Annotated in this window: 23 protein-coding genes; 16 read left to right on the top strand and 7 right to left on the bottom strand. The window is 59.8% G+C overall.

All coding sequences use genetic code 11. The features are described from left to right. Positions 1-114: 114 nt before the first annotated feature. The 4 genes from IG616_RS20380 to IG616_RS20365 are packed head-to-tail and all read left to right on the top strand — an operon-like array spanning position 115 to position 3,069. A complete protein-coding gene (locus tag IG616_RS20380) occupies positions 115-552 on the top strand; it encodes a hypothetical protein (RefSeq protein WP_192150346.1) in 438 nt (145 codons plus the stop codon). A 3-nt stretch (positions 553-555) separates the two neighbouring features. Continuing rightward, positions 556-1,236, top strand: a complete 681-nt coding sequence (locus IG616_RS20375; protein WP_192150344.1) for an ABC transporter ATP-binding protein — start codon at positions 556-558, stop codon at positions 1,234-1,236. Next, the gene (locus IG616_RS20370) at positions 1,229-2,551 is read left to right on the top strand and encodes an FtsX-like permease family protein (protein ID WP_192150342.1); all 1,323 of its coding nucleotides are present in this window, start codon (positions 1,229-1,231) and stop codon (positions 2,549-2,551) included. The genes IG616_RS20375 and IG616_RS20370 overlap by 8 nt, the downstream gene beginning before the upstream one ends. Before the next feature lie 14 nt (positions 2,552-2,565). Beyond that, positions 2,566-3,069 carry a copper chaperone PCu(A)C gene (locus IG616_RS20365; RefSeq protein WP_192150340.1) on the top strand — a complete coding sequence of 168 codons (504 nt, stop codon included), beginning with the start codon at positions 2,566-2,568 and terminating at the stop codon, positions 3,067-3,069. 10 nt (positions 3,070-3,079) lie between these two features. Here the strand turns inward: IG616_RS20365 and IG616_RS20360 are convergent, their stop codons facing one another. Further along, on the bottom strand, positions 3,080-3,613 hold the full coding sequence (locus tag IG616_RS20360; protein WP_192150338.1) for a TlpA family protein disulfide reductase: 534 nt from the start codon (positions 3,611-3,613) through the stop codon (positions 3,080-3,082). Here IG616_RS20360 and IG616_RS20355 point away from each other — a divergent pair. Continuing rightward, a complete protein-coding gene (locus IG616_RS20355) occupies positions 3,612-4,049 on the top strand; it encodes a TfoX/Sxy family protein (protein WP_246476343.1) in 438 nt (145 codons plus the stop codon). The two genes, IG616_RS20360 and IG616_RS20355, sit on opposite strands and share 2 nt — an antisense overlap. Before the next feature lie 33 nt (positions 4,050-4,082). Here the strand turns inward: IG616_RS20355 and kdgR are convergent, their stop codons facing one another. Then, complete coding sequence (kdgR, locus tag IG616_RS20350) at positions 4,083-4,877, bottom strand: DNA-binding transcriptional regulator KdgR (RefSeq protein WP_192150336.1); 795 nt, start codon at positions 4,875-4,877, stop codon at positions 4,083-4,085. Between the two features lie 215 nt (positions 4,878-5,092). Between kdgR and bglB the strand changes: the two genes are divergently transcribed. The 8 genes from bglB (at position 5,093) to IG616_RS20310 (ending at position 13,991) form a co-directional block, all read left to right on the top strand. Then, positions 5,093-6,214, top strand: a complete 1,122-nt coding sequence (bglB, locus tag IG616_RS20345; RefSeq protein ID WP_192150334.1) for a beta-galactosidase BglB — start codon at positions 5,093-5,095, stop codon at positions 6,212-6,214. 83 nt (positions 6,215-6,297) lie between these two features. Then, positions 6,298-7,581 carry an ABC transporter substrate-binding protein gene (locus tag IG616_RS20340; protein ID WP_192150332.1) on the top strand — a complete coding sequence of 428 codons (1,284 nt, stop codon included), beginning with the start codon at positions 6,298-6,300 and terminating at the stop codon, positions 7,579-7,581. A gap of 84 nt (positions 7,582-7,665) precedes the next feature. Further along, positions 7,666-8,559: a carbohydrate ABC transporter permease gene (locus tag IG616_RS20335; RefSeq protein ID WP_192150330.1), complete on the top strand. Its 894-nt coding sequence runs from the start codon at positions 7,666-7,668 to the stop codon at positions 8,557-8,559. A 13-nt stretch (positions 8,560-8,572) separates the two neighbouring features. Then, on the top strand, positions 8,573-9,457 hold the full coding sequence (locus IG616_RS20330; protein WP_425504203.1) for a carbohydrate ABC transporter permease: 885 nt from the start codon (positions 8,573-8,575) through the stop codon (positions 9,455-9,457). 13 nt (positions 9,458-9,470) lie between these two features. Beyond that, positions 9,471-10,541: an ABC transporter ATP-binding protein gene (locus tag IG616_RS20325; RefSeq protein ID WP_192150326.1), complete on the top strand. Its 1,071-nt coding sequence runs from the start codon at positions 9,471-9,473 to the stop codon at positions 10,539-10,541. 20 nt (positions 10,542-10,561) lie between these two features. Beyond that, positions 10,562-11,857: a Gfo/Idh/MocA family oxidoreductase gene (locus IG616_RS20320; protein ID WP_192150324.1), complete on the top strand. Its 1,296-nt coding sequence runs from the start codon at positions 10,562-10,564 to the stop codon at positions 11,855-11,857. A gap of 41 nt (positions 11,858-11,898) precedes the next feature. Next, positions 11,899-12,921: a Gfo/Idh/MocA family protein gene (locus tag IG616_RS20315; protein WP_192150322.1), complete on the top strand. Its 1,023-nt coding sequence runs from the start codon at positions 11,899-11,901 to the stop codon at positions 12,919-12,921. Next, entirely contained in the window at positions 12,918-13,991 is a 1,074-nt protein-coding gene (locus IG616_RS20310) for a Gfo/Idh/MocA family protein (RefSeq protein ID WP_192150320.1), read from the top strand. The genes IG616_RS20315 and IG616_RS20310 overlap by 4 nt, the downstream gene beginning before the upstream one ends. A gap of 38 nt (positions 13,992-14,029) precedes the next feature. On the opposite strand, the gene IG616_RS20305 is transcribed toward IG616_RS20310, so the two are convergent. Then, the gene (locus IG616_RS20305; RefSeq protein ID WP_192150318.1) at positions 14,030-14,641 is read right to left on the bottom strand and encodes a TetR/AcrR family transcriptional regulator; all 612 of its coding nucleotides are present in this window, start codon (positions 14,639-14,641) and stop codon (positions 14,030-14,032) included. Positions 14,642-14,840: 199 nt separating this feature from the next. Here IG616_RS20305 and IG616_RS20300 point away from each other — a divergent pair, with 199 nt between their 5' ends. From IG616_RS20300 to IG616_RS20290, 3 genes are read left to right on the top strand one after another with little or no spacing between them, the layout of a single operon-like run. Continuing rightward, positions 14,841-15,920 carry an efflux RND transporter periplasmic adaptor subunit gene (locus IG616_RS20300; RefSeq protein WP_192150316.1) on the top strand — a complete coding sequence of 360 codons (1,080 nt, stop codon included), beginning with the start codon at positions 14,841-14,843 and terminating at the stop codon, positions 15,918-15,920. Then, positions 15,920-16,993 carry an efflux RND transporter periplasmic adaptor subunit gene (locus IG616_RS20295; protein ID WP_192150314.1) on the top strand — a complete coding sequence of 358 codons (1,074 nt, stop codon included), beginning with the start codon at positions 15,920-15,922 and terminating at the stop codon, positions 16,991-16,993. Before IG616_RS20300 ends, IG616_RS20295 begins: the two co-directional genes overlap by 1 nt. Beyond that, positions 16,990-20,079, top strand: a complete 3,090-nt coding sequence (locus IG616_RS20290) for an efflux RND transporter permease subunit (RefSeq protein ID WP_192150312.1) — start codon at positions 16,990-16,992, stop codon at positions 20,077-20,079. The genes IG616_RS20295 and IG616_RS20290 overlap by 4 nt, the downstream gene beginning before the upstream one ends. Before the next feature lie 127 nt (positions 20,080-20,206). Here IG616_RS20290 and IG616_RS20285 read toward each other — a convergent pair whose 3' ends face one another. The 4 genes from IG616_RS20285 to IG616_RS20270 all read right to left on the bottom strand — a co-directional run bounded on the left by IG616_RS20285 (position 20,207) and on the right by IG616_RS20270 (position 25,592). Continuing rightward, positions 20,207-21,319 carry an ABC transporter substrate-binding protein gene (locus IG616_RS20285; RefSeq protein WP_192150310.1) on the bottom strand — a complete coding sequence of 371 codons (1,113 nt, stop codon included), beginning with the start codon at positions 21,317-21,319 and terminating at the stop codon, positions 20,207-20,209. A gap of 45 nt (positions 21,320-21,364) precedes the next feature. Beyond that, the gene (locus IG616_RS20280; RefSeq protein ID WP_192150308.1) at positions 21,365-21,673 is read right to left on the bottom strand and encodes a DUF2218 domain-containing protein; all 309 of its coding nucleotides are present in this window, start codon (positions 21,671-21,673) and stop codon (positions 21,365-21,367) included. Between the two features lie 44 nt (positions 21,674-21,717). Continuing rightward, the gene (locus tag IG616_RS20275) at positions 21,718-23,277 is read right to left on the bottom strand and encodes an alpha/beta hydrolase-fold protein (RefSeq protein ID WP_192150306.1); all 1,560 of its coding nucleotides are present in this window, start codon (positions 23,275-23,277) and stop codon (positions 21,718-21,720) included. 176 nt (positions 23,278-23,453) lie between these two features. After that, complete coding sequence (locus IG616_RS20270; RefSeq protein WP_192150304.1) at positions 23,454-25,592, bottom strand: TonB-dependent siderophore receptor; 2,139 nt, start codon at positions 25,590-25,592, stop codon at positions 23,454-23,456. Positions 25,593-25,658: the final 66 nt, after the last annotated feature.

Raw genomic sequence — 25,658 nt, 5'->3', positions numbered from 1 at the left:
TCTGATGCCTTCAAGGGTGACTGGGTGTTTGTCAGCTATCTGAGGGAAGGGGCCGCTCCTGCGGGCCTTTCCCGAACTGTTTCGGGTTGGGGGAATTGAAGAAGGAACATGCAGATGAACCGTAGGCAATTCATCATCGGCGCCTTGGGGTGTCCGGCAGTCTCCGTTGCGGTCCCGTCTCTTCCAGTCCTCGCTGACGACACAGTGAAGCTGCGCGATCTCTACAACAAGGATCTCAGCTTTTCCGATTATGCAAAGGAGCGGGAAGGCCAACGCGTTTCGATCAGCGGTTTCATGGCGCCGCCCCTGAAAGCCGAAACCAACTTCTTCGTTCTCACAAACCGCCCGCTTGCGACCTGCCCCTTTTGCGAGACAGAGGCGCAGTGGCCCGATGACATTCTGGCGATCTATGCCAAGAGGGTGATCGAGGTGATTTCCTTCAACACGCGCATTGTCACGCGCGGCCGTCTGGAACTCGGCACTTTCACCGACCCCGAAACCAAATTCGTCAGCCGCGTGCGTCTGGTCGACGCCGTTTACGACAGGGCGTGAACCATGGCCGGTCTGTCCCTTGATGTGTCCGGCCTGAGCGTGACCGGTTCCGGCGGGCGGGTGCTGCTGCAGCCCGCCAGCTTTCAGGTGAGGGCAGGCGAGGCCGTCGGCATTCTCGGGCCATCCGGGGCCGGGAAATCCACGCTTCTCTATGCCCTGGCCGGGTTGCAGCCGAAGGTGACCGGCGTGATCAATTGGGGCGGACAGGACATCGCCTGCCTCAGCGATGCAGAGCGGGCCCGGTTCCGGCGCAATCATGTCGGCATGGTGTTTCAGGACTTCCTGCTGTTCGAAGAGCTGACAGCCCTTGGTAACGCAGCGCTGACAACGGCCTTTTCGCCCCGCAAGGACCTCGCCCCCATCCGCAGCCGAGCTGCGGCTTTGCTGGAGCGGCTCGGTCTTCCCCATTCAAAGCGGAACGTCGACAGCTTCTCCGGTGGCGAGCGCCAGCGGGTGGCGATTGCCCGCGCGCTTGCCAACGACCCCGATATCATTCTGGCCGATGAGCCGACGGCCAGCCTGGATCGTGCGGCTGCCGACAGGCTGATCGGGGATCTGATCACCTTGGCCCGCAGTGAAGGCAAGACGCTGATCGCGGTCAGCCACGACCGGCATCTTTTGGACCGGATGGACCGGAGCCTTCAGGTCGCCGATGGCCAGCTCGTGGAGCCGTCCCATGCCTGATATCTTTCTCGATCTCTGGCAGGATCTCGCTCCCGGCACACAGGATGCCCTGATTCTGGTGCTGCTCTTGCTTCCGGCTATTCTGATTGGCCTTTTCGTGACCGCGGGCTACAGGCCGCTTGCACTGGTCCGCTCGCTTCTTTGGCGGTACCGCTGGACGAACCTGATGTTCGTGGCGCTGATTGCCGTATCCGTCGGATTGGGGGTTGGTCTGACCGCGCAGGAGCGGGGACTTCGCCAAGGCACAGCGCGGGCGGCTGAAAAGTTCGACCTGATCGTCTCTGCGTCCGGCAGCGAAATCACCATGCTCTTTGCTGCCGTCTATCTTCAGCCCAGCGATGTGCCGCTGCTGGATGGCGCGGCCTACGACAGGATCGCCAAGGCGGACAATGTGCAGCTCGCAGCTCCCATTGCGTTCGGTGACAGCTATGAGGGGGCCCCTGTCGTTGGAACGACCCCTCAGTTTGTCGAGCATCTTTCAGGTGCTCTGACGGAAGGTCGGATGTTTGCCCGCAGCGGTGAGGCTGTGGCCGGGGCAAGCGTGGACCTGCCGGTGGGGGCCGAATTCGTACCAGCTCACGGAAGCGGTGAGGGGGCAGACCACGAGGCTCACGCGGGCGCGAAGACCAGGATCACCGGCAAGATGGCCGCCACGGGAAGCCCTTGGGACAAGGCCATTCTGGTTCCCGTCGAAGCTGTCTGGGAAGTGCATGGGCTGTCAAACGGCCATGCGCCGGAACGGGCAGAGCAGATCGGCCCGCCCTTTGATCCGGAGTATTTCCCCGGAACGCCTGCCGTTCTGGTCCGGGCCGAGGCGCTTTGGGCCAATTATGCCCTGAAGTCCGAATTCACCACGGACAAGACCATGGCGTTCTTTCCTGGTGCCGTTCTCGCCCGCCTGCACAGCCTGATGGGGGATATCCGTCAGGTCATGTCCCTGATGGCCGTGGTCACTCAGGTTCTGGTCACCGCAGGCGTTCTGACCGGACTGGTGGTTCTGGTGCGGCTCTTTTCCCGCCGTCTGGCGCTGCTCAGGGCCCTGGGGGCTCCGCGCCGCTTTGTCTTTGCCGTGGTCTGGTCTTATGCAGCCGTGCTGATTGCTGCCGGGGCGCTGCTCGGTCTTGCTGCCGGATTTGCAGCAAGCGGCATCATCTCGGCCGAAATCAGCCGCCGGACCGACATTCTCGTTCAGGCGAGCCTGTCCTGGCCGGAGTTCCACCTGATTGCCGGGTTTGTCAGCCTCACGGTGTTTCTGGCCCTGCTTCCGGCGCTCCTGTCTCTCAACCGCCCGGTTATTCCGGATCTCAGAAGCTGAAGGTGTTTTGTTCGATGCTCGTTAAATTCGCAGCCTCCTTTGCCCTGCTTGCAAGCCTTTCTGTCCCTGCGCTGAGTGAAGACGCAGCTGGCCACCATCATCACGAAGCCGAACATGTCAGCGAATTGGGCGGTGTGCGGATCGTTCACGCCTGGACCCGGGCGACGGACGGGAAGGACGCCCTTGTGTTCTTCGAGCTGGAAAACGGGTCGGACAAGACCGTGACCCTGCTGGGCGGGGAAAGCGAAGCAGCGGGTGCGGTGGCCCTGGTCGGGATCGACTTCAAGGGCGGGGAGGCCAAGCTGGTGCCACTGCCGCAGATCCCGGTCAAGCCCGGGTCGGAACTTCACCTCGATCCCGAGAGCGTCGGCCTGCAACTGTCCGGTCTGACGGCTCCACTCCATCAGGGTGATGTGATCGAAGTGGAAGTTGAACTCGATCTTGGCCACCTTGATGTTGACGTGGAAGTGGAAGCCGCTGGCGCTAAGGGCCATTCCCACGCTGGCCATTCGCACTAAGCTTTAGCACTCACTCAGTCAGATGCCGGATGACGTCTGACTGGAATGCGCTATCGCCCCAGGGTGCCGAACCGTCGATCCGGCGGACGATCTTGCCGTCTGCATTCAGGAACACGGTCGAGGGGTAGCCCTTGATCCTGAAGGTCCGGCCAGCCTCGGCAGGAGCAGTCTGCAGTGTGTCTAGTCCGGGAAGATCCAGATCCTCGCTCAGGAAGGATTGGACGGCAGTCAGCGGCTTGGTGTCGACCGAAACGACCAGAAAACGTTTCTGCAGGTCCTCGGGCAGAGCCGCTTTGAAGGCGGCAAGTTCCGGCAGTTCTTCGCGGCAGGGCGCGCACCAGCTTGCCCAAAGATGAACGAGCACGGGCTTGTCCTTGGTCAGTTCCTTCAAGGACAGTGTCTGGCCGGTTTCATTGGTGAGACGCAAGCCCCTCTCTTCCGCCCGCGCCACACTGGAGACCCCAAGCAGAATTGCCGCAAGGGCGCAAAGAAGCTGCCGTTTGGAGAGGTCCTGTCTTCGGCTGGTGAAAGCGGGAGCGGGCATGGGGACCTTTCTGCAATGGATGCGCGACGGTTTTGTCCTGACATGGCAAAATGACTGTGCCGTGACACCTATTGCGAGGACGAGAGCCCTGATGGCGGTGGATGAGGAACTGGACCAGATTTTCCGGGAAGCGCTGGGCGGGCTGCCGGGCGTCAGCGAAAAACGGATGATGGGCGCGACCTGCTTTCTGGTCAACGGCCACATGGTGGGTGGTGCCATGCGGGAAAAGAACGGGCTGCGCCGGTTTCTCTTCCGGGTCGGCAAGGCGAACCGGGCCGAGGCGGAAGCCATCGGCCATGGTCAGATCATGGAAATGGGGGGGCGGAAGATGTCCGGTCTCTATTTCGTCGACGCCGATGATTGCCCGCCCGAGGTCTTTACCGCCTGGAAGTCCCTTGCCCTTTTCAACGCTTTCTCCCTGCCACCGAAGGAGTAAGGAGAAGGCAGAGTTCTCCCGGCGGCTGGCGGCTCATTGGCCGGATGGCCGGTAGCCCAGCGCCACGGATGCTTCTCTGGCTGCCGACGTCAAAAGGTTAGCGTACTCACTCTTGCGGGCTTCATCGAAGCGGAAGAGCGGAAAGGCGACCGAAATCGCGGCAATCGTGTTTCCTAGATGATTGAAGACCGGGGCAGCCATGCAGCGCACTCCGGCTTCGCTCTCTTCCACCTCTTCCGAATAGCCACGCTGGCGGGTCAATCGAAGCTGATCGAGAAGCTCATCCGTGTTGGTGATGGTGCGGGGGGCCAGCTTGACCAAGGACATCTGCCGGACACGGTCCCGGACCTCCTCATCGCTTCGGAAGGCCAGCAAAGCCTTGCCGAGCGAGGTGCTGTGCAGCGGATTGCGCAAGCCGAGGGTCGATTTCATGGACAGATTGTAGAAGGAATCGTATTTGTGGATGTAGACGACCTTGCCGTCGCGCTCGTCCAGAATGCCGAGATTGATGGATTCGCCAGTTGCCCGGGACAGCTTGGCCATGGCCTTGTCCGCCACCCGCAGAAGATCCGACTGTTCGGTCAGGGACCTTGCGCCAAGGCTGAACAGCTTCAGCGTCAGTCCATATTTTTCCGTCTCCGGGTCCTGTTCTACATAGCCCAGTTCCACCATCGTTTGCAGCAAACGGTGGGCGGTGGTCTTTGAGGTCATCGCCTTCTGTGCCAGATCGGCAAGGCTGGCGCGCTTCTCCTCTACGAGGGTTTCAAGCACGGCAAAGACCTTGAGAACGGCGGCGACGTTTTCGGCTTTGGGCTGTGGATTTGCCATTTTCTTATTCTGTATTTTTTGGAACCTCATTCTGAATTTTGATTTTCCGCCTGTCAAGCTGTCCCGTTAAATCCGGAAACATTCACGTATCTGCATTGTGCGGCGCGGAATTAATGCGCCAAAAACAACGTTGAAATTTGCCGCTGAGTATGGTTGCCTAATTTTCGAAATAGCGTTCCGAAAATTATTTCATAGACTTGGGAGGGTCTGTCATCATGCATCCGCTGCTCCGGCAGAAAGACCATTTTATCTCGCGTAGCGGCGTGTGTGAGCTGATTGACCGCCTGACCAGCAATCTCATCAACATCGAGGACAAGACGGGTGAATTCCTGCTGCGGCTGGAAGATGGCCGTGTCATCGACACCAAGGGCTGGGCCGGATGGGAATGGACCCACGGCATCGGTCTCTACGGGCTGTTCAAATATTGGCAGCAGACCGGTAATGCGAGGGCCATGGCCATCATCAAGGACTGGTTCGAGGCGCGGCTGGCCGAGGGGACGCCGACCAAGAACATCAACACGGTCGCACCCTTCCTCACCCTTGCCCATCTTCACGAGCTGGAAAGCGATCCACGGTTTGTCCCCTATCTGGAGACCTGGGCCGAGTGGGTCATGCATGAGATGCCAAGAACCCGGGAAGGCGGCCTCCAGCACATCGTCTACAACAGCGTCAACGACCAGCAGATGTGGGACGACACGCTGATGATGAGCGTGCTGCCGCTGGCCAAGATTGGTCTGGTGCTGAACCGTCCGGACTATGTGGAGGAGGCCAAGTACCAGTTCCTCGTCCACGCCCAGTATCTCTGCGACACGCACTCCGGCCTCTGGTTCCATGGCTGGACGTTTGACGGCAACCACAACTTCGCAAAGGCGCTCTGGGCTCGTGGCAACAGCTGGATCACCATCGCGATCCCCGAGTTCATCGAGCTTCTCGATCTGAAGGAAGGGGATGCCCTGCGACGGCATCTTGTGTCCCTGCTGAACCGTCAGGCGGCAACGCTGAAGGTGCATCAGGACCTGAAGACGGGTCTTTGGCACACCTTGATCGATGATCCGGAAAGCTATCTGGAAGCATCGGCAACAGCGGGCTTTGCCTATGGCCTGATGAAGGCTGTCCGCAAGCGCTATCTCGGCCGGGAGTATCTGGAAACCGCGGAGCGGGCCATGAAGGGTGTCGTCGATCACATCAGTGCGGACGGGGAACTGCAGCAGGTCTCTTTCGGGACTGCGATGGGCAGCGACCTCGATTTTTACCGGCAGATCAAGCTGACCTCGATGCCCTATGGGCAGGCGATGGCGATTCTGTGCCTGACGGAGCTTTTGCGCAGCCATATCTGAGGCGGCTGCGCGGGAAAAGCGGGATGACCCGTGAGAACAAGTCCGGGCCGGGGAGGGCTGCGGGCAAAGTGGAGGAAAAAACGATGACCAAACTGACGAGACGTACCCTTCTGGGCACCATGGGTGTGGCGGCTGCCGCAACCGCTCTGCCGCGCTTGCCTGCCATGGCGGCGGACCGTTCCATCCGGCATTTCTGGTGGGGCAACCCGAACCGTGACAAGCGCACCTTTGAGGTCGTTGCCGCTTTCCAGAAGAAGCATCCGGAGATTGAAGTGTCCGGCGAAACCATCGGCTGGGGGGACTACTGGACCAAGATGGCGACCCAGACCGCGGGCCGGAACATGGCCGATCTGGTGCAGATGGACTACCGCTATCTGTTTGAATATGTCCGCCGTGGTGCTCTGAAGCCGCTGGATGAATACATCGGCAAGGCGCTGATGATCGAGGATTTCGATCAGGGCCCGATCTCCGGCGGCAAGGTCGATGGTCAGCTCTATGCGCTCAATATCGGTTCGAACAGCCAGGTTGTTTCTTACAACATGCGTCTATTTCAGGAAGCCGGCATCGAGTTTGATCCGATTAACTGGACCCACGAGGATTTCGTCAAGGCTTGTCATGCCATCACCAAGATGAGTGGCGGAAACATCAAAGGCTGTGATGATTTCTCTGTTTACATTGAGGATCTGGAGGCCTGGATCCGGCAGCGCGGCAGCGAGTTCTATGATGCCGACGGCAATGTGGCTGCAACTGTCGATGATCTGTCGTCCTACTGGCAGCATTGGGCGGATTTGCGTGCCGCAGACGTCGTTCTTGGCAAGGAGCGGACGCTCACTCTGGACGAGGCTCTTGCAGAGCGTGGCGTGATCAAGGGGGACACGGCCATGTCTGCAATCTGGTCCAACCAAGTGGTTGGAGTGCAGGCGCTGATGAAAGATGAAGTGGGCGCCGCGATGTTGCCTCACCTGCCTGGCGGCAAGCCCGGCCAGTTCATCAAGCCGTCCATGTTCATGTCCCTGTCACGCGATGCCAAGGATGTGGATGCGGCCATCGCCTACATGAACGACTGGGTGAATGATCCCGAGATCACCGAAATTCTCGGACTGGAGCGCGGCATTCCGTGTTCCGCCAAGGTCCGTGAAACGCTCTCTCCGAACCTCAGTCCAGTCGAGCAGCGTATTATGACATTCTTCGATGCCATTCAGGACAAGGTTGGCCCGCTTCCGCTTCCTGCGCCCAAAGGGGCGGGTGAGGTTCGCGATAGCTTCCGCCGCACCGCCTCCGAGATCATTCTGGGCAACATGTCGGTCGCTGATGCTTCGGCGATATTTGTCGAGGATGCCCAGTCCATCGTGGAACGCGCCCGCTAGAGGTATGCCTTACAAACCCTCTCCCTGCGATGCGGGGGGAGGGTCGTGCGCCCCATCGCACTTGAGAATAACAAGGTACTGCCAATGAAACGCTTCCTCGCGCGAAACGCGCCCGGCTACCTCTTCCTGTCGCCCTGGCTGCTCGGCTTTTTCCTGCTGGCGCTGGGGCCTATTCTCGCGTCCCTGTATCTGTCCTTCACCCGCTATGACATGGTCAGCGATCCGCGCTGGATCGGGTTGGGCAACTACGAGTACATGTTCACCCGGGACAGGCGTTTCTGGAAGGCGCTGGAGGTAACCTTCACCTATGTCGCTTTCGCCGTGCCGCTGCGCCTTGCTTTTGCTCTGGCTGTTGCCATGCTCTTGGACAAGGGGCTTAGAACCATCGGCCTGTATCGTGCGATCTTCTATCTTCCTTCTCTGCTGGGGGCGTCCATCGCGATTGCAATTCTCTGGCGCGAACTCTTCTCGGCGACAGGTGTCGTCAATCAGATGCTGGCCTTGATCGGTATCGAGGGTACGGACTGGATCACCAACCCCAAGACATCACTCTACACGCTGGTGATGCTGGCCGTCTGGCAGTTCGGCTCGCCGATGCTGATTTTCCTCGCCGGCCTTCGCGGCATTCCGAAAGACCTCTACGAGGCGGCGGAAATTGACGGCACGCCGCGCTGGCGCAGGTTTACCCGCATCACGCTGCCGCTGCTGGCGCCTGTGATCTTCTTCAATCTGGTCCTGCAGACGATCGAGTCATTCAAGACCTTCTCCAGCGCCTTCATCATTTCCAATGGCACGGGCGCCCCGGCGGACAGCCTGCTGTTCTTCACGGTCTATCTCTTCAACGAGGCCTTCAAGTTCTTCCGCATGGGCTACGCCTCGGCGCTGGCCTGGGTGCTTCTGATCATCATCGGTGTCTTCACCGCGCTGGCCTTCCTGTCTTCCAAATACTGGGTGCATTATGACAACGACCGCGACTGATCTCGAAAAGGCCATGGCCTTTGACGAGGCCGCCCGGGTTGCCCATGAGCTTCGGGTAAAACAGGACCAGCGGAACCGCAGGGCGCGCTATCTCAAGCACCTGTTCCTGATCCTGGTTTCCGTGGTGATGCTCTATCCGCTGTTCTGGCTGCTGGCGTCTTCCTTGAAGGCGGAAACCCAGATCTTCGGCAGCTTGTCCCTGTGGCCGGAGGAGTTCCACTTCGACAATTACACGAAGGGCTGGAACGCGCTGCCGATCTCCTTTTCCGTGTTCTACATGAACTCGGCCATCGTCACGCTGCTATCGGTGGCGGGCAACCTTATCTCCTGCTCCTTTGCAGCCTATGCCTTCGCGCGGTTGCAATTTACCGGCCGGACGATCTGGTTCGCGCTGATGATGATGACGCTGATGATCCCCTATCACGTCGTGCTCATCCCGCAGTATGTGCAGTTCCTGAAGCTTGGCTGGGTCGATACCTATCTGCCGCTCGTCGTGCCGAAGTTCCTGGCCTCCGATGCCTTCTTCATCTTCCTGATGGTGCAGTTTTTCCGCCAGCTGCCGCGGGAGCTGGACGAGGCGGCGATGATCGACGGCTGCTCCCCCTTCAAGATCTATTGGGCGATCATTCTGCCCCTGTCGCTGCCTGCCATGGGCACGGCGGCCATCTTCTCCCTGATCTGGGTGTGGGAGGACTTCCTGGCGCCGCTGATCTACCTGAATGACATCAAGAGCTACACCGTGCCGCTGGCACTCCGCCTGTTTCTCGATCAGGACGGCGAGTCCGCCTATGGCCAGATGTTCGCCATGTCCGTGCTGTCGCTTGTGCCGGTGGTGATCTTCTTCGTGGCTTTCCAGAAACTCATCGTGCGCGGCATTGCCACCTCGGGAATGAAATAAGGACTTGGAACGAATGGCTGGTTTGGAGCTCCGCAACGTCGGTAAGAGCTATGGCTCACTTTCCATCATCAAGGGTTTGAACCTGGATGTGGTGGACGGTGAATTCCTCGTCCTGGTCGGTCCCTCAGGCTGCGGGAAGTCGACCCTTCTGCGCATGATCGCGGGTCTGGAGGACATCAGCGACGGCACAATTTCCATTGGCGGCAAGATCGTCAATGATCTGCCCGCGTCCAAGCGCGAGCTGTCGATGGTGTTCCAGAGCTATGCGCTCTACCCGCATATGACTGTCGCCAAGAACCTTGCCTTTGGTCTGCAGAATTTCAATGTGCCGAAGGCGGAAGTTCAGCGCCGGGTGGAGGAAGCTGCACGCATCCTGCAGGTCGGCCAGTTGATGGACCGCAAGCCGCGCCAGCTCTCCGGCGGGCAGAAGCAGCGCGTTGCCATCGGTCGGGCCATCGTGCGTGAACCGCAGCTGTTTCTCTTCGACGAACCTCTGTCGAACCTGGACGCCGAGCTGCGGGTGCAGATGCGTGCCGAGCTTGCCTCACTCTATAATCGTCTCGGCACCACGATGATCTACGTGACCCACGACCAGGTGGAGGCCATGACCATGGCCAGCCGGATCGTGGTTCTGCGCGGCGGCAAGATTGAGCAGGTCGGCACGCCGCAGGAGCTCTACACAAGGCCGCAGAATCTCTTCGTTGCCGGTTTCATCGGCTCTCCCAAGATCAACATGCTGGCCGCAAAGGTCTCCCGCAGTGGAAGCGCTGTAGCCATCGCAATAGATGGTATGCCGGAGTTCCAGTTGCAGGAGCTGCCGACCGGCGACGAGGCGCTAACCCTGTGCGTACGTCCGGGCAGCATGCATCTGGGCGGCGGGGATGTTCAGACAAAGGGCAAGATCATCCTGGTGGAATATCTGGGCAATGAGACCCTGCTGCATGTCTCATTGTCTTCCGGTCAGACACTGCTGGTCAGCGGCAGCGGCCGGTCCCAATATCGCAGTGACGAGGAGGTGACCATAGGGTTCGACCTTGCCGACCTCCATATCTTCGACAGCGCCGGTCAGCGCGTCGAGAGCTAACATAACGAGAGCTAAGTCAAGTGAAGATCGCCATCGTTGGATGCGGGTCGCGGCACAAGATGTTTCGTGATTCCGTGGTTGAGGACTACCCGGACAAGCATGAAATCGTCGCCCTGTGCGACAGCAACGCCCACCGGCTGAATGAGGCGGCAAAGGCCGTTTCCCAGCCGGGCACGAACGGGGTTGCGACCTATCTGGCGGCAGACTTTGACCGCCTGATTGCCGAACAGAAGCCCGATACGGTTGTGGTCGCCACGCCCGACTTCCTGCATTCCGACTATATCATCCGAGCCTTCGAGGCGGGCTGTGATGTCATTTGCGAAAAGCCGCTGACTATCGATCTGTCCCGTCTGAAACAGATCGTGGACACCCAGCGCCGCACGGGCCGCAAGATCAAGGTCACGTTCAACTACCGCTATTCGCCTGCCCGCACCCAGATCAAGGAGCTGATCGCGTCGGGCACCATCGGCGAGGTGACGGCGGTTGATTTCCGCTGGCATCTGGACCGGGTGCATGGGGCGGACTATTTCCGCCGCTGGCACCGCCAAAAGGAAAACTCGGGCGGTCTTCTCGTTCACAAGTCCACACACCATTTCGATCTGCTCAACTGGTGGCTCGGCACGGCGCCGGTTGAGGTTCTGGCCTCTGGCCGCCGGGCCTTCTACCGGCCGGAAATGGCCAAGGAGCTGGGCCTGCAGGGCCGGGGAACGCGCTGCACTGGTTGCCCGGTCGCCCATAAATGCGACTTTGACCTGAAGATGGCAGAAGATGCAGCACTCAAGAGCCTTTATCTCGACGCGGAAGCCGACGACGGCTATTTTCGAGATCTCTGCGTCTTCGACGAGGAGATCGGCATCGAGGATACGATGCAGGCTCATATCCGTTATGCGTCCGGTGTCACGGCCAACTACACCCTGACTGCCTATTCCCCCTGGGAGGGGCTGGAGATCAAGTTCCAGGGCACCAAGGGCGAGATCACCCACAAGCATGTGGAAGTGCATGGAGTGTTCGGCGGCGAGCGGGCTCATGCGGATGAAGATGCCGTGACCACGGAACTGAACCTTGCGGGTCAGAAGCCAGTGATGCTGGAGGTACCCAAGGCGAAGGGCCATCACGGCGGCGCCGATCCGGTCATGCTCGGCTATATCTTCGATCCGGAAGGAATGGAGCCTGACCGCTATGGCCGCGCCTCCGATCATGTGGCCGGGGCCTGGTCGATCCTGACCGGAATTGCCGCAAACGCGTCCATTGAGACCGGTTCTCTCGTCAATATTCCATCCATGCTGCGGTCCCGCGGCATTCATATCGGGGCCTGAGCCCCACTCAACCAAACGTCTTTCAGACAGGCAGTCTTGTCATGGCAGGTTCTCTGCGAATGGGTGTGATCGGTATCGATCACGGGCATATCTACGGCATGGTGGACCACATGCGGGCGGCGGGAGTGGAGCTTGCCGCCTGGTGCACGGGCAGTGGCACACCGCAGGCCGACCGGAGGATGGCGGCTGAGAAATGGCCGGGTGTTCCCGAGCGGGAGCAGGCGGCGATCCTCGAAGACGAGAGTATCAGTCTTATCCTCAGTGCCTCGGTCTCCAGCGAGCGGGCAAATGCCGCAATTGCTGCTATGGAGCACGGCAAGGATGTGCTGGTCGACAAGCCGGGCTGCACCAGCCTTGAGCAGCTCGAGGCGCTAAAGGCCACAGCCGTCCGGACCGGGCGCCGCTGGATCGTTTCCTTTTCAGAGCGCGTCGGCGTGGAGAGCACGGCGCTGGCCGACCGGTTGATCGGGGAAGGGCGGATCGGCAAAGTGGTCCAGACGGTCGGTTTCGGCCCGCACCGGTTAAATGCCCATTTGCGTCCCGACTGGTTCTGGAGCCGGGAGCAGACCGGCGGCATCCTCACGGACATCTGCGCTCACCAGTTCGACCAGTTCCTGCATTTCACCGGCTCCACGGAGGCCCGCGTGGTCTCTGCTCATGTGGGAAATACCGCCAATCCGGACCGTCCGGAATTTCAGGACTTCGGCGAAGCCCTCCTGGAAGGCAATGGCGGACGGGGCTATGCGCGGGTTGACTGGCTCACCCCTCATGGCCTGCCGGTCTGGGGGGATGGCCGGATGATGATTCTCGGCACCGAAGGCACCATCGAGATGCGCAAATATATCGACATCGCCGGCCGTCCCGGCGGCAATCACGTATTCCTGGCGGACAGCACCGGCGTGGAGCATTTCGACGCCACCGGTTCCGGCAGGCCTTTTTATTCTGCCCTGGCACGGGATGTCGCGGAGCGGACGGAAACGGCGATGACCCAGGCCCATGCCTTTCTGGCAACCGGACTGGCGCTTCAGGCTCAGAGGATAGCCGAACTGGAGTGCGGCCGATGAGCAGCAAGGTCCGGGTTGCCGTCATTGGGGCAGGTATCGGCAAAGCTCACGTTTCGGCCTATGCCGAATTGCCCGAGTTGTTCGAGGTTCGTGCGGTGTGTGACCTCAACCCGGTCCGGGCTGCTGAAGCGGCCCAGCTTGCGCCAGGCGCCAAGGCGGTCACGAGCTTTGAGCAGGTTTGCGCAGATCCGGAGATTGATCTGGTCGACATCTGCCTGCCGCCCCAGCTTCATGCGCAAATGACACTGGCCGCGCAGGAGGCGGGCAAGCATGCGGTCTGTGAAAAGCCGCTCGCCGGCTCCATCGACGATGTGCAGAAGATGAAGGCGGTTGCGGCCCGGACGGGCAAGCGGGTCTTTCCGGTCTTCCAGTACCGCTATGGCGGGGGCTATCGCGCCATGCATGAGCTGAAAATGCGCGGGCTTCTCGGCAAACCCTATACACTTTCGCTCGAAACCCATTGGCAGCGCGGCGCGGACTATTATCTGGAGCGCTGGCGGGGAACCTGGGCGGGGGAAATGGGCGGCGCGATCGTGTCCCATGCCTGCCACGCGCATAATCTGATGACCCATCTGGCGGGCAATGTCGCCGAGGTTTCAGCCCTTGTCGACACGCGGGTCAATCCGATCGAGACGGAAGACTGTGCGGCCATCATCATGCGCACGGTGGCGGGGGCGCTGGTGACTTCATCGGTCACCTTGGGTTCTGCGGGCAGTTCGTCCAGGTTCCGCGCCTGCTTCGAACATGTCACCGCGACGTCGGGTGTGCATCCTTACCGGATCGGTGAAGGGCCCTGGACCTTTGAAGCAACAAATCCTGCGCGGCAAGCCGAGATCGATCAGGTGGTTGCGTCGGCCGCCGAGCCACCCGCACGATTCCTTGGATTTTTCACGGATATTCATGCGGTTCTGAACGGAAAAGAAGCCCTTTACCTGACAACGATGGAAGAGGGTGAGCATTCCATCGAGCTGATTACGGCTATTTATGTGTCCGCGCGGGAAAAAAGGGTTGTCAGTCTGCCTCTTGCGCCCGGTCATGCGTTCTATGACGGGTGGCTGCCCGGCGCCTGACGATATCAGGCAGGAGGAGAAACCGTGGGCGAACGGGATCAGGTCCGGGGCAGCAGCCCGTTGAGAAACAGATCGAGGGAAGCTTCCATGTGCTGATCCGTATTGATCTCTGATGTGAAGGGAAACAACAGGCGCCAGACGTTCAATGCTACCGCCGGGCCAGAAAAAAGCTCCGGCAATGCGAGAGCGGGCGCGCTCCGGATCAGCCCCTTCGCGGCGAGATCATTCAGGCAGTCCTGCAACTTTGCGAGCATCGGATTGACGAATTTTGTGTAATGCTCATGGGTCAAATGCGGAAACCGCTCGGTTTCCAGAAGCAGAAGCCGCATGAGCTCCCGGCACTGGCGGTCTGCCGCAACATTCGTGTAGATGAATTTCATGAACGCCCGGAGAACTTCCTCCGCATCGTTCGCTTGCATCGTCATCAGGTCATCGACTTCGGCAATGACCGGCGTCATCAATTCCCGGACCATTGTCTCGAACAGCACTTCTTTGTTGCTATAATAGACGTAGATCGTGCCCTTGGTGACGTTCGCCCGCGCGGCGATATCATCAAGCCGCGTCGCGGCAAATCCATTCCTGGAAAACTCCTCAAACGCCGCTTCCAGGATTTCTCCGGGGCGTTCTGCCTTGCGCCGCCTTGCGGTCATCTATGTCTCCAGTCCGGACAAGGTCTCCTGACGACACACGGTCATGTGGATCTGTCTTTGTATGATAGGGTCTAGCGCGAAGAGCTCTTGCCATCAAGTCTCTTATTGACTAACTAGTCAGTCACTAACATGGATCCCAGATCTGATGGGGCAGTATTTGCTTTCCTTCCCAGGCAGGTGGACGGGGGTTGCACAGGTAATGAAACTAAAGATTTTTCCCGCATTTCTTAAAGTGGCGGTGATCAGCTGCGGCGCCCTCCTGCCGTTTGCGGCAACTGCCGAGCCTCTCGCGGTCGTCAAGGTGCAGAAAGTCGAGCAGGTCGGCTACACCCCGGAGCTCGTTTTGACCGGCGAAGTGGACGCGCGCTACCACAATGACATTGCCTTCCGGGTCGCGGGCAGGATTAGCGAGCGTCTGGCCGGCGTGGGGGATCATGTCATCAAGGGGCAGATCCTTGCCAGGCTGGACCTCCAGCAGCAGAAGTCGGATCTGGATGCCGCCCGTGCGTCCGTGGCCTCTTCCTCGGCAATCCTGACCAACGCCTCTCTCTCTTTGGACCGCCAGAAGGCGCTGCTGTCCAAGGGGTTCACCACCCGCAGCGACTATGATTCCGCTGAACAGGACTATCGGGTTGCGCAAGGCAATCTGGAAGGTGCCAAAGCGCGGCTCGCAGATGCGGAAAAGACATTGGACGAGACAATCCTGAGGGCCGAGGAAGCCGGTGTCATCACAGAACGCTCTGCCGAGGCCGGACAAGTGGTTCAGCCGGGTGAGAAGGTTTTTTCCATTGCCCGCGATGGAGACCGGGACGCCGTGTTTCAGGTCTATGAGGGGCTGCTTTCGAATGATCTGGAAGGAAGTGACTTTTCGATCTGGCTGGTATCCGACCCGGGCGTGAAGGCGACCGGACATCTGCGGGAAATCTCGCCCACCATTGATCCGGCGACCGGGTCGGTGCGGGTGAAGCTGTCGATCCTGAATCCGCCCGAGGGCATGACGCTCGGGGCTCCCATTTCCGGTGCAGCCCGTTTCCGCGAGGAACGAACCGTCATCCTGCCCTGGAGCTCGCTGAGTTCGCAGGATGACGACCCTGCCGTTTGGGTCGTGGACCCGCAGACAAGCCGGGTCAGCCTGCGGAAGGTTATGGTCTCCCGTTATGACAACAACCGGATCCTGCTTGGAGATGGTCTGAGCGACGGAGAGATCGTTGTGACGGCTGGCGGGCAGTATCTCTATCCCGGTCTCAAGGTCGAGACCGTGCTGCAGGAGGCGGAATGATGTCCCGTGGTTTTCGCTGCGCAGCGCTGCTTTCGCTCGCGCTCCTGACGGCATGTGGTCAAGAGGAGCAGGCGGTACCCGATCCGGTACGGCCTGTCCTTTTCACAACGGCAGAAAAGAAATGGCCTGAAGAGGCACAATTCACCGGCACTGTAGAGCCGCGTTACACCACGGATCTGGGATTCCAGGTGCTGGGAAGAATGATCAGCCGTTCCGTCAATGTCGGTGACGAGGTCGAGGAAGGGCAGCAGATTGCTCTTCTTGATCCTGCAAGTCTGGAGTTTGCAGTGAGAGTGGCCGAAGCCAGCCTGTCTGCGGCCAAGGCACAGCTTGCCAATGCGGAAGGGTCCGAGAAACGCCTTCAGGCGCTGGCGAAGAACGGCGTTTCATCCAAGGCTTCTCTCGACACGGCTGAACAAAGCCGCAAAACCGCGGAAGCGAATGTCGATAGCGCCGAGGCAGATTTGCACAAGGCGCGCGAACAGCTTGGTTTCACCCGGCTGACTGCGACGTTCGATGGCATTGTGACGGCAACAGATGCCAGCGTCGGCCAGGTGGTCAGCGCCGGTCAGACTGTTGTCAGCATTGCGCGTCTTGATGCGCGCGATGCGGTTGTGGATGTGCCCGAAGCACTCGTCACCCAGCTGCGGGGCAAGAGCTTCGAGGCCTTCCTGCAAACTGTGAAAGGGCCAGGGGTTAAAGCGGAAATCCGGGAGGTTGCTCCCCAGGCAACCAGCGCGACCCGAACACAACGTGTCCGGATGACGCTGGAGAACCCGCCGGAAAACTTCCGTCTCGGAGCTCTGGTGACGTTGCGCTCAAACGATGCAAGTGACGAGGTTATCACCCTGCCAATGACATCGCTGCTGGAAGAGGATGGCAAGACCTACGTCTGGCGGATCGACGAGGCGTCGATGACGGTTGAGAAGGTTGCCGTGACCGTGGGGCGGAAGTCCGCCGGAGAGTTTGTTGCGGTGAATGGCGTGATGCCGGGGCAGAAGATCGTAACTGCCGGTGTTCACAGCCTGGAGTCCGGGCAAAAAGTTTATCTCGGCGGGGAGCCGGAACTATGAAAAAGTTCAATCTTTCGGACTGGGCGATCAATCACCGCTCGCTCATGTGGTACTTCATGATCGTCTCCGTGGCCGCAGGGCTTATGTCCTATGTGAACCTTGGCCGTGAGGAAGACCCGAACTTCGTCATCAAGACCATGCTCGTGACGGCCCAGTGGCCAGGGGCCTCGACAGAGGAAACCCTCAGCCAGATCACGGACCGGATTGAGAAGAAGCTGCAGGAGATCCCGTCTCTCGACTACACGAAGAGCCTGACCCGCCCGGGGTCTTCCATCGTGATGGTCAACCTGCTCGCCACGACCAAGGCCAAGGACGTGAAGCCTACCTGGCAGCTCGTCCGCAATATGATGGCTGACATTGCCACCGAGTTTCCCTCCGGAACACTCGGGCCGTTCTACAATGACGAGTTCGGCGATGTTTACGGCAATGTCTACGCCTTTACGGCGGATGGCATCAGCTTCCGCCAGCTGCGTGACTATGTGGAAGGCGTGCGCAGCCGGTTCTACACCGTGCCCAATACCGGCAAGATCGAGCTTCTCGGTGCCCAGGATGAGGTGATCTATCTGGAGTTCTCCACCCGCAAGCTTGCGGCCATGGGTATCACCAGCGACAGCGTTCTGGCGACCTTGCAGGAGCAGAATGCCGTTGTGCCTTCCGGCGTTGTCCAGGCCGGACCTGAGCGGATCAGCCTCCGGGTCGATGGCCAGTTCCGGAACGAAAAGGACTTCGAGAACGTCAATCTGCGTATTGATGGGCGTTTCTTCCGTCTGAGCGACATTGCCAAGGTGACCCGTGGCTACGAGGATCCACCGTCCGATCTTTTCCGGTACAATGGCAAGCCAGCCATCGGTTTGGCCGTCGGCATGCGCGTCGGAGCGAACCTGCTGGACTTCGGCGAAGCGCTGGATGAGGAGCTGCGCAAGGCCATAGCGGATCTGCCGGTCGGCGTCGGCGTCCATCAGGTCGCCGATCAGCCGAAGGTGGTGGAGGAGGCCGTGGGCGGCTTCACCAAGGCACTCTTCGAAGCTGTCGCCATCGTTCTTGCGATCAGCTTCATCAGCCTGGGTCTGCGTGCCGGTTTCGTGGTTTCCCTGTCCATCCCGCTGGTTCTGGCCATGACGTTCATCTTCATGGAATACCTGGGGATTTCGCTCCAACGGATTTCGCTGGGCGCGTTGATCATCGCCCTTGGACTTCTGGTGGATGACGCGATGATCGCGGTGGAAATGATGGTGGCGCGGCTGGAGCGGGGCGACCCGCTGAGCAAGGCGGCAACCCATGTGTACACATCCACGGCTTTTCCGATGCTGACCGGCACACTGGTGACCATCGCGGGCTTTATCCCCGTCGGCCTCAATAACAGTGCGGCTGGGGAGTTCACCTTCACCCTGTTCGTCGTGATTGCCATCTCGCTGATCCTGTCCTGGATCGTCGCCGTGCTTTTCGCGCCGCTGCTTGGGGTGACCTTCCTGCCAAAGACAATGAAGGCCCACCACGAGAAAAAGGGCCGGTTTGGCAGCGCGTTTGAAGGCCTGCTCCGGCTCGCCATGCGGTTCCGCTGGATCACGATCATCCTTACGATCGGTATCTTCGGCCTCTCGATTGCAGGCATGGCACTTGTGCAGCAGCAGTTCTTCCCGCCCTCCGACAGGCCGGAACTGATTGTGGACTTCACCTTGCCGCAGAATGCTTCCATCGCCGATACGCGGGACCAGATGGTGCGGTTCGAGGAGTATCTCAAGCAGGAAGAGGATATCGATCACTGGTCGACCTATGTCGGCCAGAGCGCGGTGCGCTTCCTGCTGTCCTATGATGTGAAAATGCCGCAGCCGAACTTCGGTCAGGTGGTCATTGTCACAAAGGGGCTTGAGGAGCGGAACCTTGTCCAGGACCATCTGAAGAAGATTCTCCGGGAGAATTTCGTCGGCATCGACGCTTATGTGAAGACCCTGGAACTCGGGCCTCCGGTGGGGCGTCCCGTCCAGTATCGCGTCAGCGGACCGGATGTGGCGAAGGTCCTCAATTATGCGCGTGAAGTTGCCGGGGCCGCTGGCCAGAACGAAAACGTGACAAGTGTGGTCTATGACTGGAACGAGCCGGGCCGGGTGCTGAAGATTGATGTTCTGCAGGACAAGGCGCGCCAGCTCGGCATCAGCTCCAGTGACATCGCCAACCAGCTGAACGGCATCGTTGGGGGCACCACGGTCACCAGCATCCCGGATTCGATCTATCTGGTGAACGTCGTGGCGCGTGCAGATAGTGACGAACGGCATTCGATCCAGACGATCCAGCAGCTGCAATTGCCAACTTCCGGCAATTCCTCGGTGCCGCTCGCAGCTATAGCGAACGTCCGTTACGAGATGGAGCAGCCTGTCATCTGGCGGCGCGACCGCCAGCCCACGGTGACGGTCATGGCCGGAATCACGGGCGACGTGCAGCCCGCAACGGTTGTCGCCAAGCTTGAGAAGGACATCGCGGCAATTCAGGCAAAGCTTCCACCGGACTACTCCATCGCGACCGGTGGTGCCGTGGAAGAAAGCGCCAAGTCCCAGGGGCCGATTGCCGCCGTTGCTCCCTTGATGGTCTTCGTCATGCTGACGATCCTGATGCTGCAGCTTCAGAGCTTCCAGCGCCTGTTCCTGGTGATCGCTGTAGCGCCGCTGGGGCTGATCGGGGTGGTGGCAGCTCTCGTGCCGAGCGGTGCGCCGCTCGGCTTCGTGGCGCTGCTCGGTGTTCTGGCGCTGATCGGCATCCTGATCCGGAACTCGGTCATTCTGGTCGTGCAGATCGAAGATCTGCGCAAGGAAGGCGTCGAGCCATGGCAGGCCGTGTTCGAGGCAACCGTGCACCGCATGCGACCCATCATGCTGACGGCGGCGGCGGCATCGCTGGCCATGATCCCGATCTCCCGGGAGATCTTCTGGGGCCCAATGGCCTATGCGATGATGGGCGGCATTCTGGCCGGTACCATGATCACGCTGCTGTTCCTTCCAGCTCTCTATATTGCCTGGTTCCGGATCCCGGGTCCCAAGAAGACCACCCCGATGGAAACACCTCCGGGGGATGCGGAGGCAGCCAGCGCCTGACAAAACAAAAGAGCCGGAAAGCTCACAGCTTTCCGGCTCTTTCACGTCCGGCCCTCCCGCAGTTGCCTGTAAGATCTGCGGGAATATCGGGTATTCCCGCACAGCGCTCGTCTGACGGCATTGGCGGTTATTCGGCGACCCTGACCGAGTAGAGGCCCTTGGTATCCATAGGCAGGAAGCGCCGGTGAACTTCGGCGAAGGTCGCTTCCGGGTCGATATCTGCGAAGAGATCCGGATGGAACCACTTGGCAAAAACTTCCAGCGCATAGATGTTGAACGGCGAATTGTAGAAGCCGTGCCAGATCGTATAGGCCCGTCCGTTCCGGACAGCGTCGAGAATGCCGATGCCTGCGCTGTCGATGGCGGTTCTGGCAGAGCGGCGGGCAAGATCTTCATCGACATGCATGCCGAGAACGGCAAACGGATGGCCTGCCTCATATTCCTGCTGTGTTCCAGAGGCGGTGCCTATCCAGATATCCGGGTTTGCACCGATCAGGAACTCAAGCATGTGCCGTCCAACCGGGCTGGAAACGGCCTCCGATGAAACGTTGCGGCCGCCAGCCACCTCGACAAAAGGTCCGAGCATGCCATGGGCCATGGCGACACAGCATTCGAACCGGCCGATATGCGCCTGCAGGAAAACCGTGGGCCGCTCCCCTGTATACCCGGCAAGGCGGTTGACGATCCTGTCCTTGCGCTCGTTGTAAAAGCGCGAGAACTCTTCGGCTTCCTGTTCCCGTCCGATCACCTTTCCCATCAGTTCTATGGACGCGGTCGTGTTGTTCAGCGGGTCCTGGCGGAAGTCGATAAAGAACACCTTGATCCCGGCAGCCTCGAGATGCTCGACGAACTCCGTGTCCGTGATGCTTGGCCCGTGGCCCGAAAGGCTGAGGATTGCTGCATCGGGTTTCAGCGCAATCACCGCCTCTGCGGAGGCGCCGGTCTCCACTCCCTTGATCATCGGAATAGCGGCTGTCTTGGGATAGTGCTCCTTCAAATAGGACAGGAGCACGGGATCGTTCTGCTGCAGATCGGACAGGATCGCCTCGACGCGCGCCACTGGATTGTCCCGGTCGAGAAGGGCAAGCGCGGTGACCACGCGGCCATCACCAAGAACGACGGTCTGCGCAGGTTTGTCGAGTTCGATCTTTCTGCCGGCAACATCTGTCAGCTCGATAGCAAAAGCCACTTGCCCGAGCGCGAGCAGCGCTGCGGCAGTGCCAAGGAGTGATTTGAGCATTTTGGAATTCCTTCGAGCGCTGGGGTGAACTTCTGGAAAGCAAGATCAGGTAGATAGCGGACAGGACGCCCTGGTTTCCTGCCAGACAAGCTGGAGCGTCTCGCGCCAGGCGAATTGCCGCAGATGGGAGCCGATGACGTCTTTCAGCAGCGCAACATTCTCCGCGTCATGTGTTTGACACTGGATGTGCAAGGCGTTGTCCCTGGCGTGCATGATGCAATCGCCATAGGGGAAGGTCACACTGCCTGCTTCCTGGGTCCAGGCCGCCGGCACCTTGTGCGTAAAGTGTTTGCACAGCTGCTGGAGGTATTTCGTAGCTGAGGCTGTCTGGACCGTTGTCTCAACGATATACATGGCCTTGGCTTTTCTCCTGATGGGATGTGAGCGGTGTGATGGCTTTAGTCGTGTGTACCGTGATCGGGAAACAGTGCTTCCAGCCCGTCAGACAACGCACCGCGCCAATAAAGGTAATCGTGGGAGGCTGCATATTCGCGTAAGCGCACGTCGTATCCCTTGGCTTTCATGACGGTGCGCAGATGCCTGTTTGTGCTCAGAATGTCTGGAGAGGACTTCTGGCCTGATTCAAACAGACCCGCAGTGAGGAAAACACGCACCGGCGCGCGCGGCGCATCTGCAACCTGGCGGGCGGTGTATTCCTGATCGGTCACGGGAGTACCCGCCGGGCTCCACCAATATGAGCCGGACAAGGAAATGACGTTCCCGAAAACCTCCGGATAGGCGAGGGCGGTCCGGGTGGACGCAATCCCGCCAAAGCTGGATCCGGCAAGGACGGTGCGCTCCGGTGAGGCGGTCAGCCCTAGCCTGCTCAAAGCTTCTGGAAGGATCTCCTGAGCAACTACCCTTGCGAACTCCGGATTTCCCGGCAGCTCTCTTGACCGGGTTTCCATGTCTGGGTTGGAAATCAGGATAGCGGCTGTCTGCGGCAGGGCGCGATCGGCCTGCATGTTGTCGAGGATGACCGGAACAGGAATGTCCGTTTGATAGGCCTTGCCGTCAAATGTTACCAGCAACAGGGTGAGGGGATCTGCAGGATCGAAATCCGCAGGCCGGTAGAGGGTAATCTTGCGGCTGTTCTCCAGCGTGAGGCTGGTGAAGGTGAACTCTTCGAGAGTTCCCTTCGCAACGTCTTGCCGCTCCGCCACATAGGGCTGTGCCGGGGCTTCTGGCAGTTCCAGCTTGGACTTCCGGGCATAGACGTCTATCCCGTCTTCCGGCCAGGGATGACGGTTCAGCGGATCCTCCTGTGCGGTGGCCAGAATGGCAACGCGCCGCTCCCAGAAGCTCCCGGGAACGGCAGGAACATCCGGGGCCAGTCTGTAGGACAGACGGGTGTCCGGCGGAACGCTGTAACTGCGGTACCAGACGTCCGACTGTCCTAGCCGCATCATGGGATCGTGGTCGGAAGACGGTGCACCCAGGATCCGCACACCATCCGCAGCGCCCCGGTAGAGGAATGTGATGACCGGTTCGCCGTCTTTCCCTTGCTCGACAAGCGGCGTTCCTGAGCGGGCTGCCTCTTCCCAGAATGTCGTCGTTGAGCCACCTTCCGCGAGGGTTTGCGAGAGAGCTGCCATGCGGGGACTGAGAAAAGAAGAGGAATTGCTCTCCTGCCGGGGCTGGTCAGGCACGAGATTCCGGCTGATCTCAATCGCCAGGCCGGAAGAGGGACCCATTGCAGCCAGATAGGCGGCACCTTCGGGAACAAGCAGATAAAAAGCCAATTGCCCTGTCTTTTCGCTGGCAAGCCGGCGCAGATGCCGTCCTTCAGCGTCAATCAGGTCCAGCGTCGCGCCAGCTGCGGGATCGATCAGTTTCCCGGCGAGATAGGTGCCTGCTTTGACATGCAAGGGAAGACGGGAGGCCTGCCCGCCGTCAGGGATCCGGGCATTCCAGACAACATTCTCCTGACCATCGGCCAGGCTTGTAATTTCGGGCATTTTTGAAAGGTCTTGTTCCATTCTCCCCGTACCAGGACGTTTGGCTGAGGAGGTCTGAGGGGCGGCACTGGCCTGCACCTGCCAGCAGGCCAGGGTAAGCGTGCCTGTAAGGCACGCTGCCGCCGCTCGTTTGAGGCCGGTCCTGAGGCGAACCGCTGCGGGCTGTTTCATGGCCGTTACCAGCTGTACTTGAGCTTCGCCATGACGGTTCGGCCTGCGCCGTACCAGCAGGCATATTTGGAGGCGCAGCTGGCGGTGTAGCGCTTGTCCATCAGGTTCGAGGCGTTGATCTGAAGCTTCACTCCGTCCAGCTTGTCCGTCCGGGCGCCGAAGTCGTAGCTGGCCATAGCATCGAACAGTGTTACAGCCGGAACCGTCAGCGCATTCGTGCGGTCCGTGCTTTCGCCAATGTAGCGGACGCCCGCACCGATGCCGAAACCGTTCAGCATGCCGTCATGGAACTCATACTTGCCCCAGAGATTGGCCTGATGTTCCGGTACGCGGTCCACTTTGAGACCAATCTTGCTGCTGTCTTCATCCTCGGTCACTTCTGCGTCCACAAACGTGTAGGAAGCGACCAGAGACAGGTTTTCGGTAATCTGAGCGTGGCCTTCGATCTCGACCCCGCGGCTGCGGATTTCGCCGGTCTGGAAGATCTCGTTCGTGACGGGATCTGTTGACGAGCGGTTCTGCTGATAGATCTGGAAGACAGACGCATAGACCTGGAACGGAAGGTTTTCTGGAGCATATTTGACCCCGGCCTCCAACTGCTGTGCGGTCACCGGATCAAGCGGCTGGTTGTTGTGATCGACATCCAGAGAGGGCTCGAAAGACGTTGAATAGCTGATATAGGGCGAAATTCCGTTGTCGAAGTTGTAGATCGCTCCCGCGCGCCCCGAGAATGCGCTGTCATAATAGGACGTGTCCGCAGCGAGAAGGTTGTCCGTTTCCGTGTCTGCCCAGTCGTAGCGGCCGCCGAGGCTGACGGTCAGCTTCCCGAATTCGATCTGATCCTGAACATAGAGGCCAGCCTGCGAGGCCGTGGTGACATAGTCGCTTTGGCGGTCGGTCAGAGCCAGATTGCCAACGCCGTAAGAGGGGGCCGTCCAGTCGATGCTCGGGGTGCTGAAGTTATAGCCCCATTGGTAGTTCTTGCTGGAATGCTTGAAGTCGAATCCGGTCAGAAGTGTGTGGTCAAAAGCGCCGGTCCGGAACTCGCTCTGCAGCTGGTTGTCGATCACGAACTGGTTCAGATCAGTTGAGCCGCCGCTGGCAGTGCGGGTGATGGTCTTTTCATCCGCCTGCAGGCTGCCCCAGGTCAGGGTCTGATGATAAGTGTCGATGATGTTATAAGCGGCATTCTGCCGGAAGGTGAAGATGTCGTTGAAGCGATGCTCAAACTCATACCCCACCTGGAATTGCGTGCTCCGGTACTCTTCGAAGTCCGGATCGCTGACAAGGAAGTCGTTCGGGATTAAGCCATAGGAGGTAGCGTAAAGGGTGCCTGCCGCCTCGCGGAAATTCCGGAAACCAGCTTTGGGCTGGTGGGTGAAAATCGTTGAAAGGGTGAGTGACGTGTCGCCGGTTGGTGCCCAGCGAAGGCTTGGTGAGATCGAGAACCCCTCTTCACTCAGCTTGTTCTCTTCAAGGTCAGACCGTTCCGCAGTTCCCACAAGCCGGTAACTCCAGACGCCGTCCGGGTCGAAGACACCTTGCAGGTCGAAGGCTGCCCCAACCTTGGCATCCGTTCCAACGAAAACTTCCGCTTCACGCTTGGTCTCGCCGGTCGGGCGCTTTGTCACCAGATTAACGATGCCGCCGGGACTCGCCTGGCCATAAAGAATCGATGAGGGGCCACGTAGAACTTCAACACGTTCAAGGAGATATGGGTCGATCTTACCCAGTGAACCAAGTCCGAACGACAGGCCATTCACATAGCGCGGGACGTAGCCGAAGCCACGAATATACATCTCATCCGAGAAATTGGACGACCCGCGATACTCGGTCGATACGCCTGATGAATAGCGCAGGGCTTCTGAAACCGACGTTGCAGCCTGATCCTCGATCTGCTGGCTCGGCACCACCGATACGGCCTGGGGGGTCTTTGATAGAGGCGTATCTGTCTTTGTGCCAGCCCGGCTGCGCGTGGCGACATATCCATCAACCGGACCGTCCCCCTGCTCGGAGAGGCCCTGAACGCTGATCGCGTCCAGTTTGGTAACGGTTTCGTCCTGCGCATGTGCTGCCGATACGGCGAGAAGACTGACGGTGGTGGCCATGTGAGCGGCAGTGAGGGCGGTCGTAAGGCGGGCCATTTCGATCCTGTCGGGTGCTGTCCGTCGTCTGTGACAGGGAGCCACAGCGCGCCGGTTTAAACTTGA

Origin of the sequence: Roseibium litorale (assembly GCF_014842915.1) — a bacterium.
Taxonomy (GTDB): Bacteria; Pseudomonadota; Alphaproteobacteria; order Rhizobiales; family Stappiaceae; genus Roseibium; species Roseibium litorale.
This window is presented reverse-complemented; position numbering and strand designations above follow the sequence as displayed.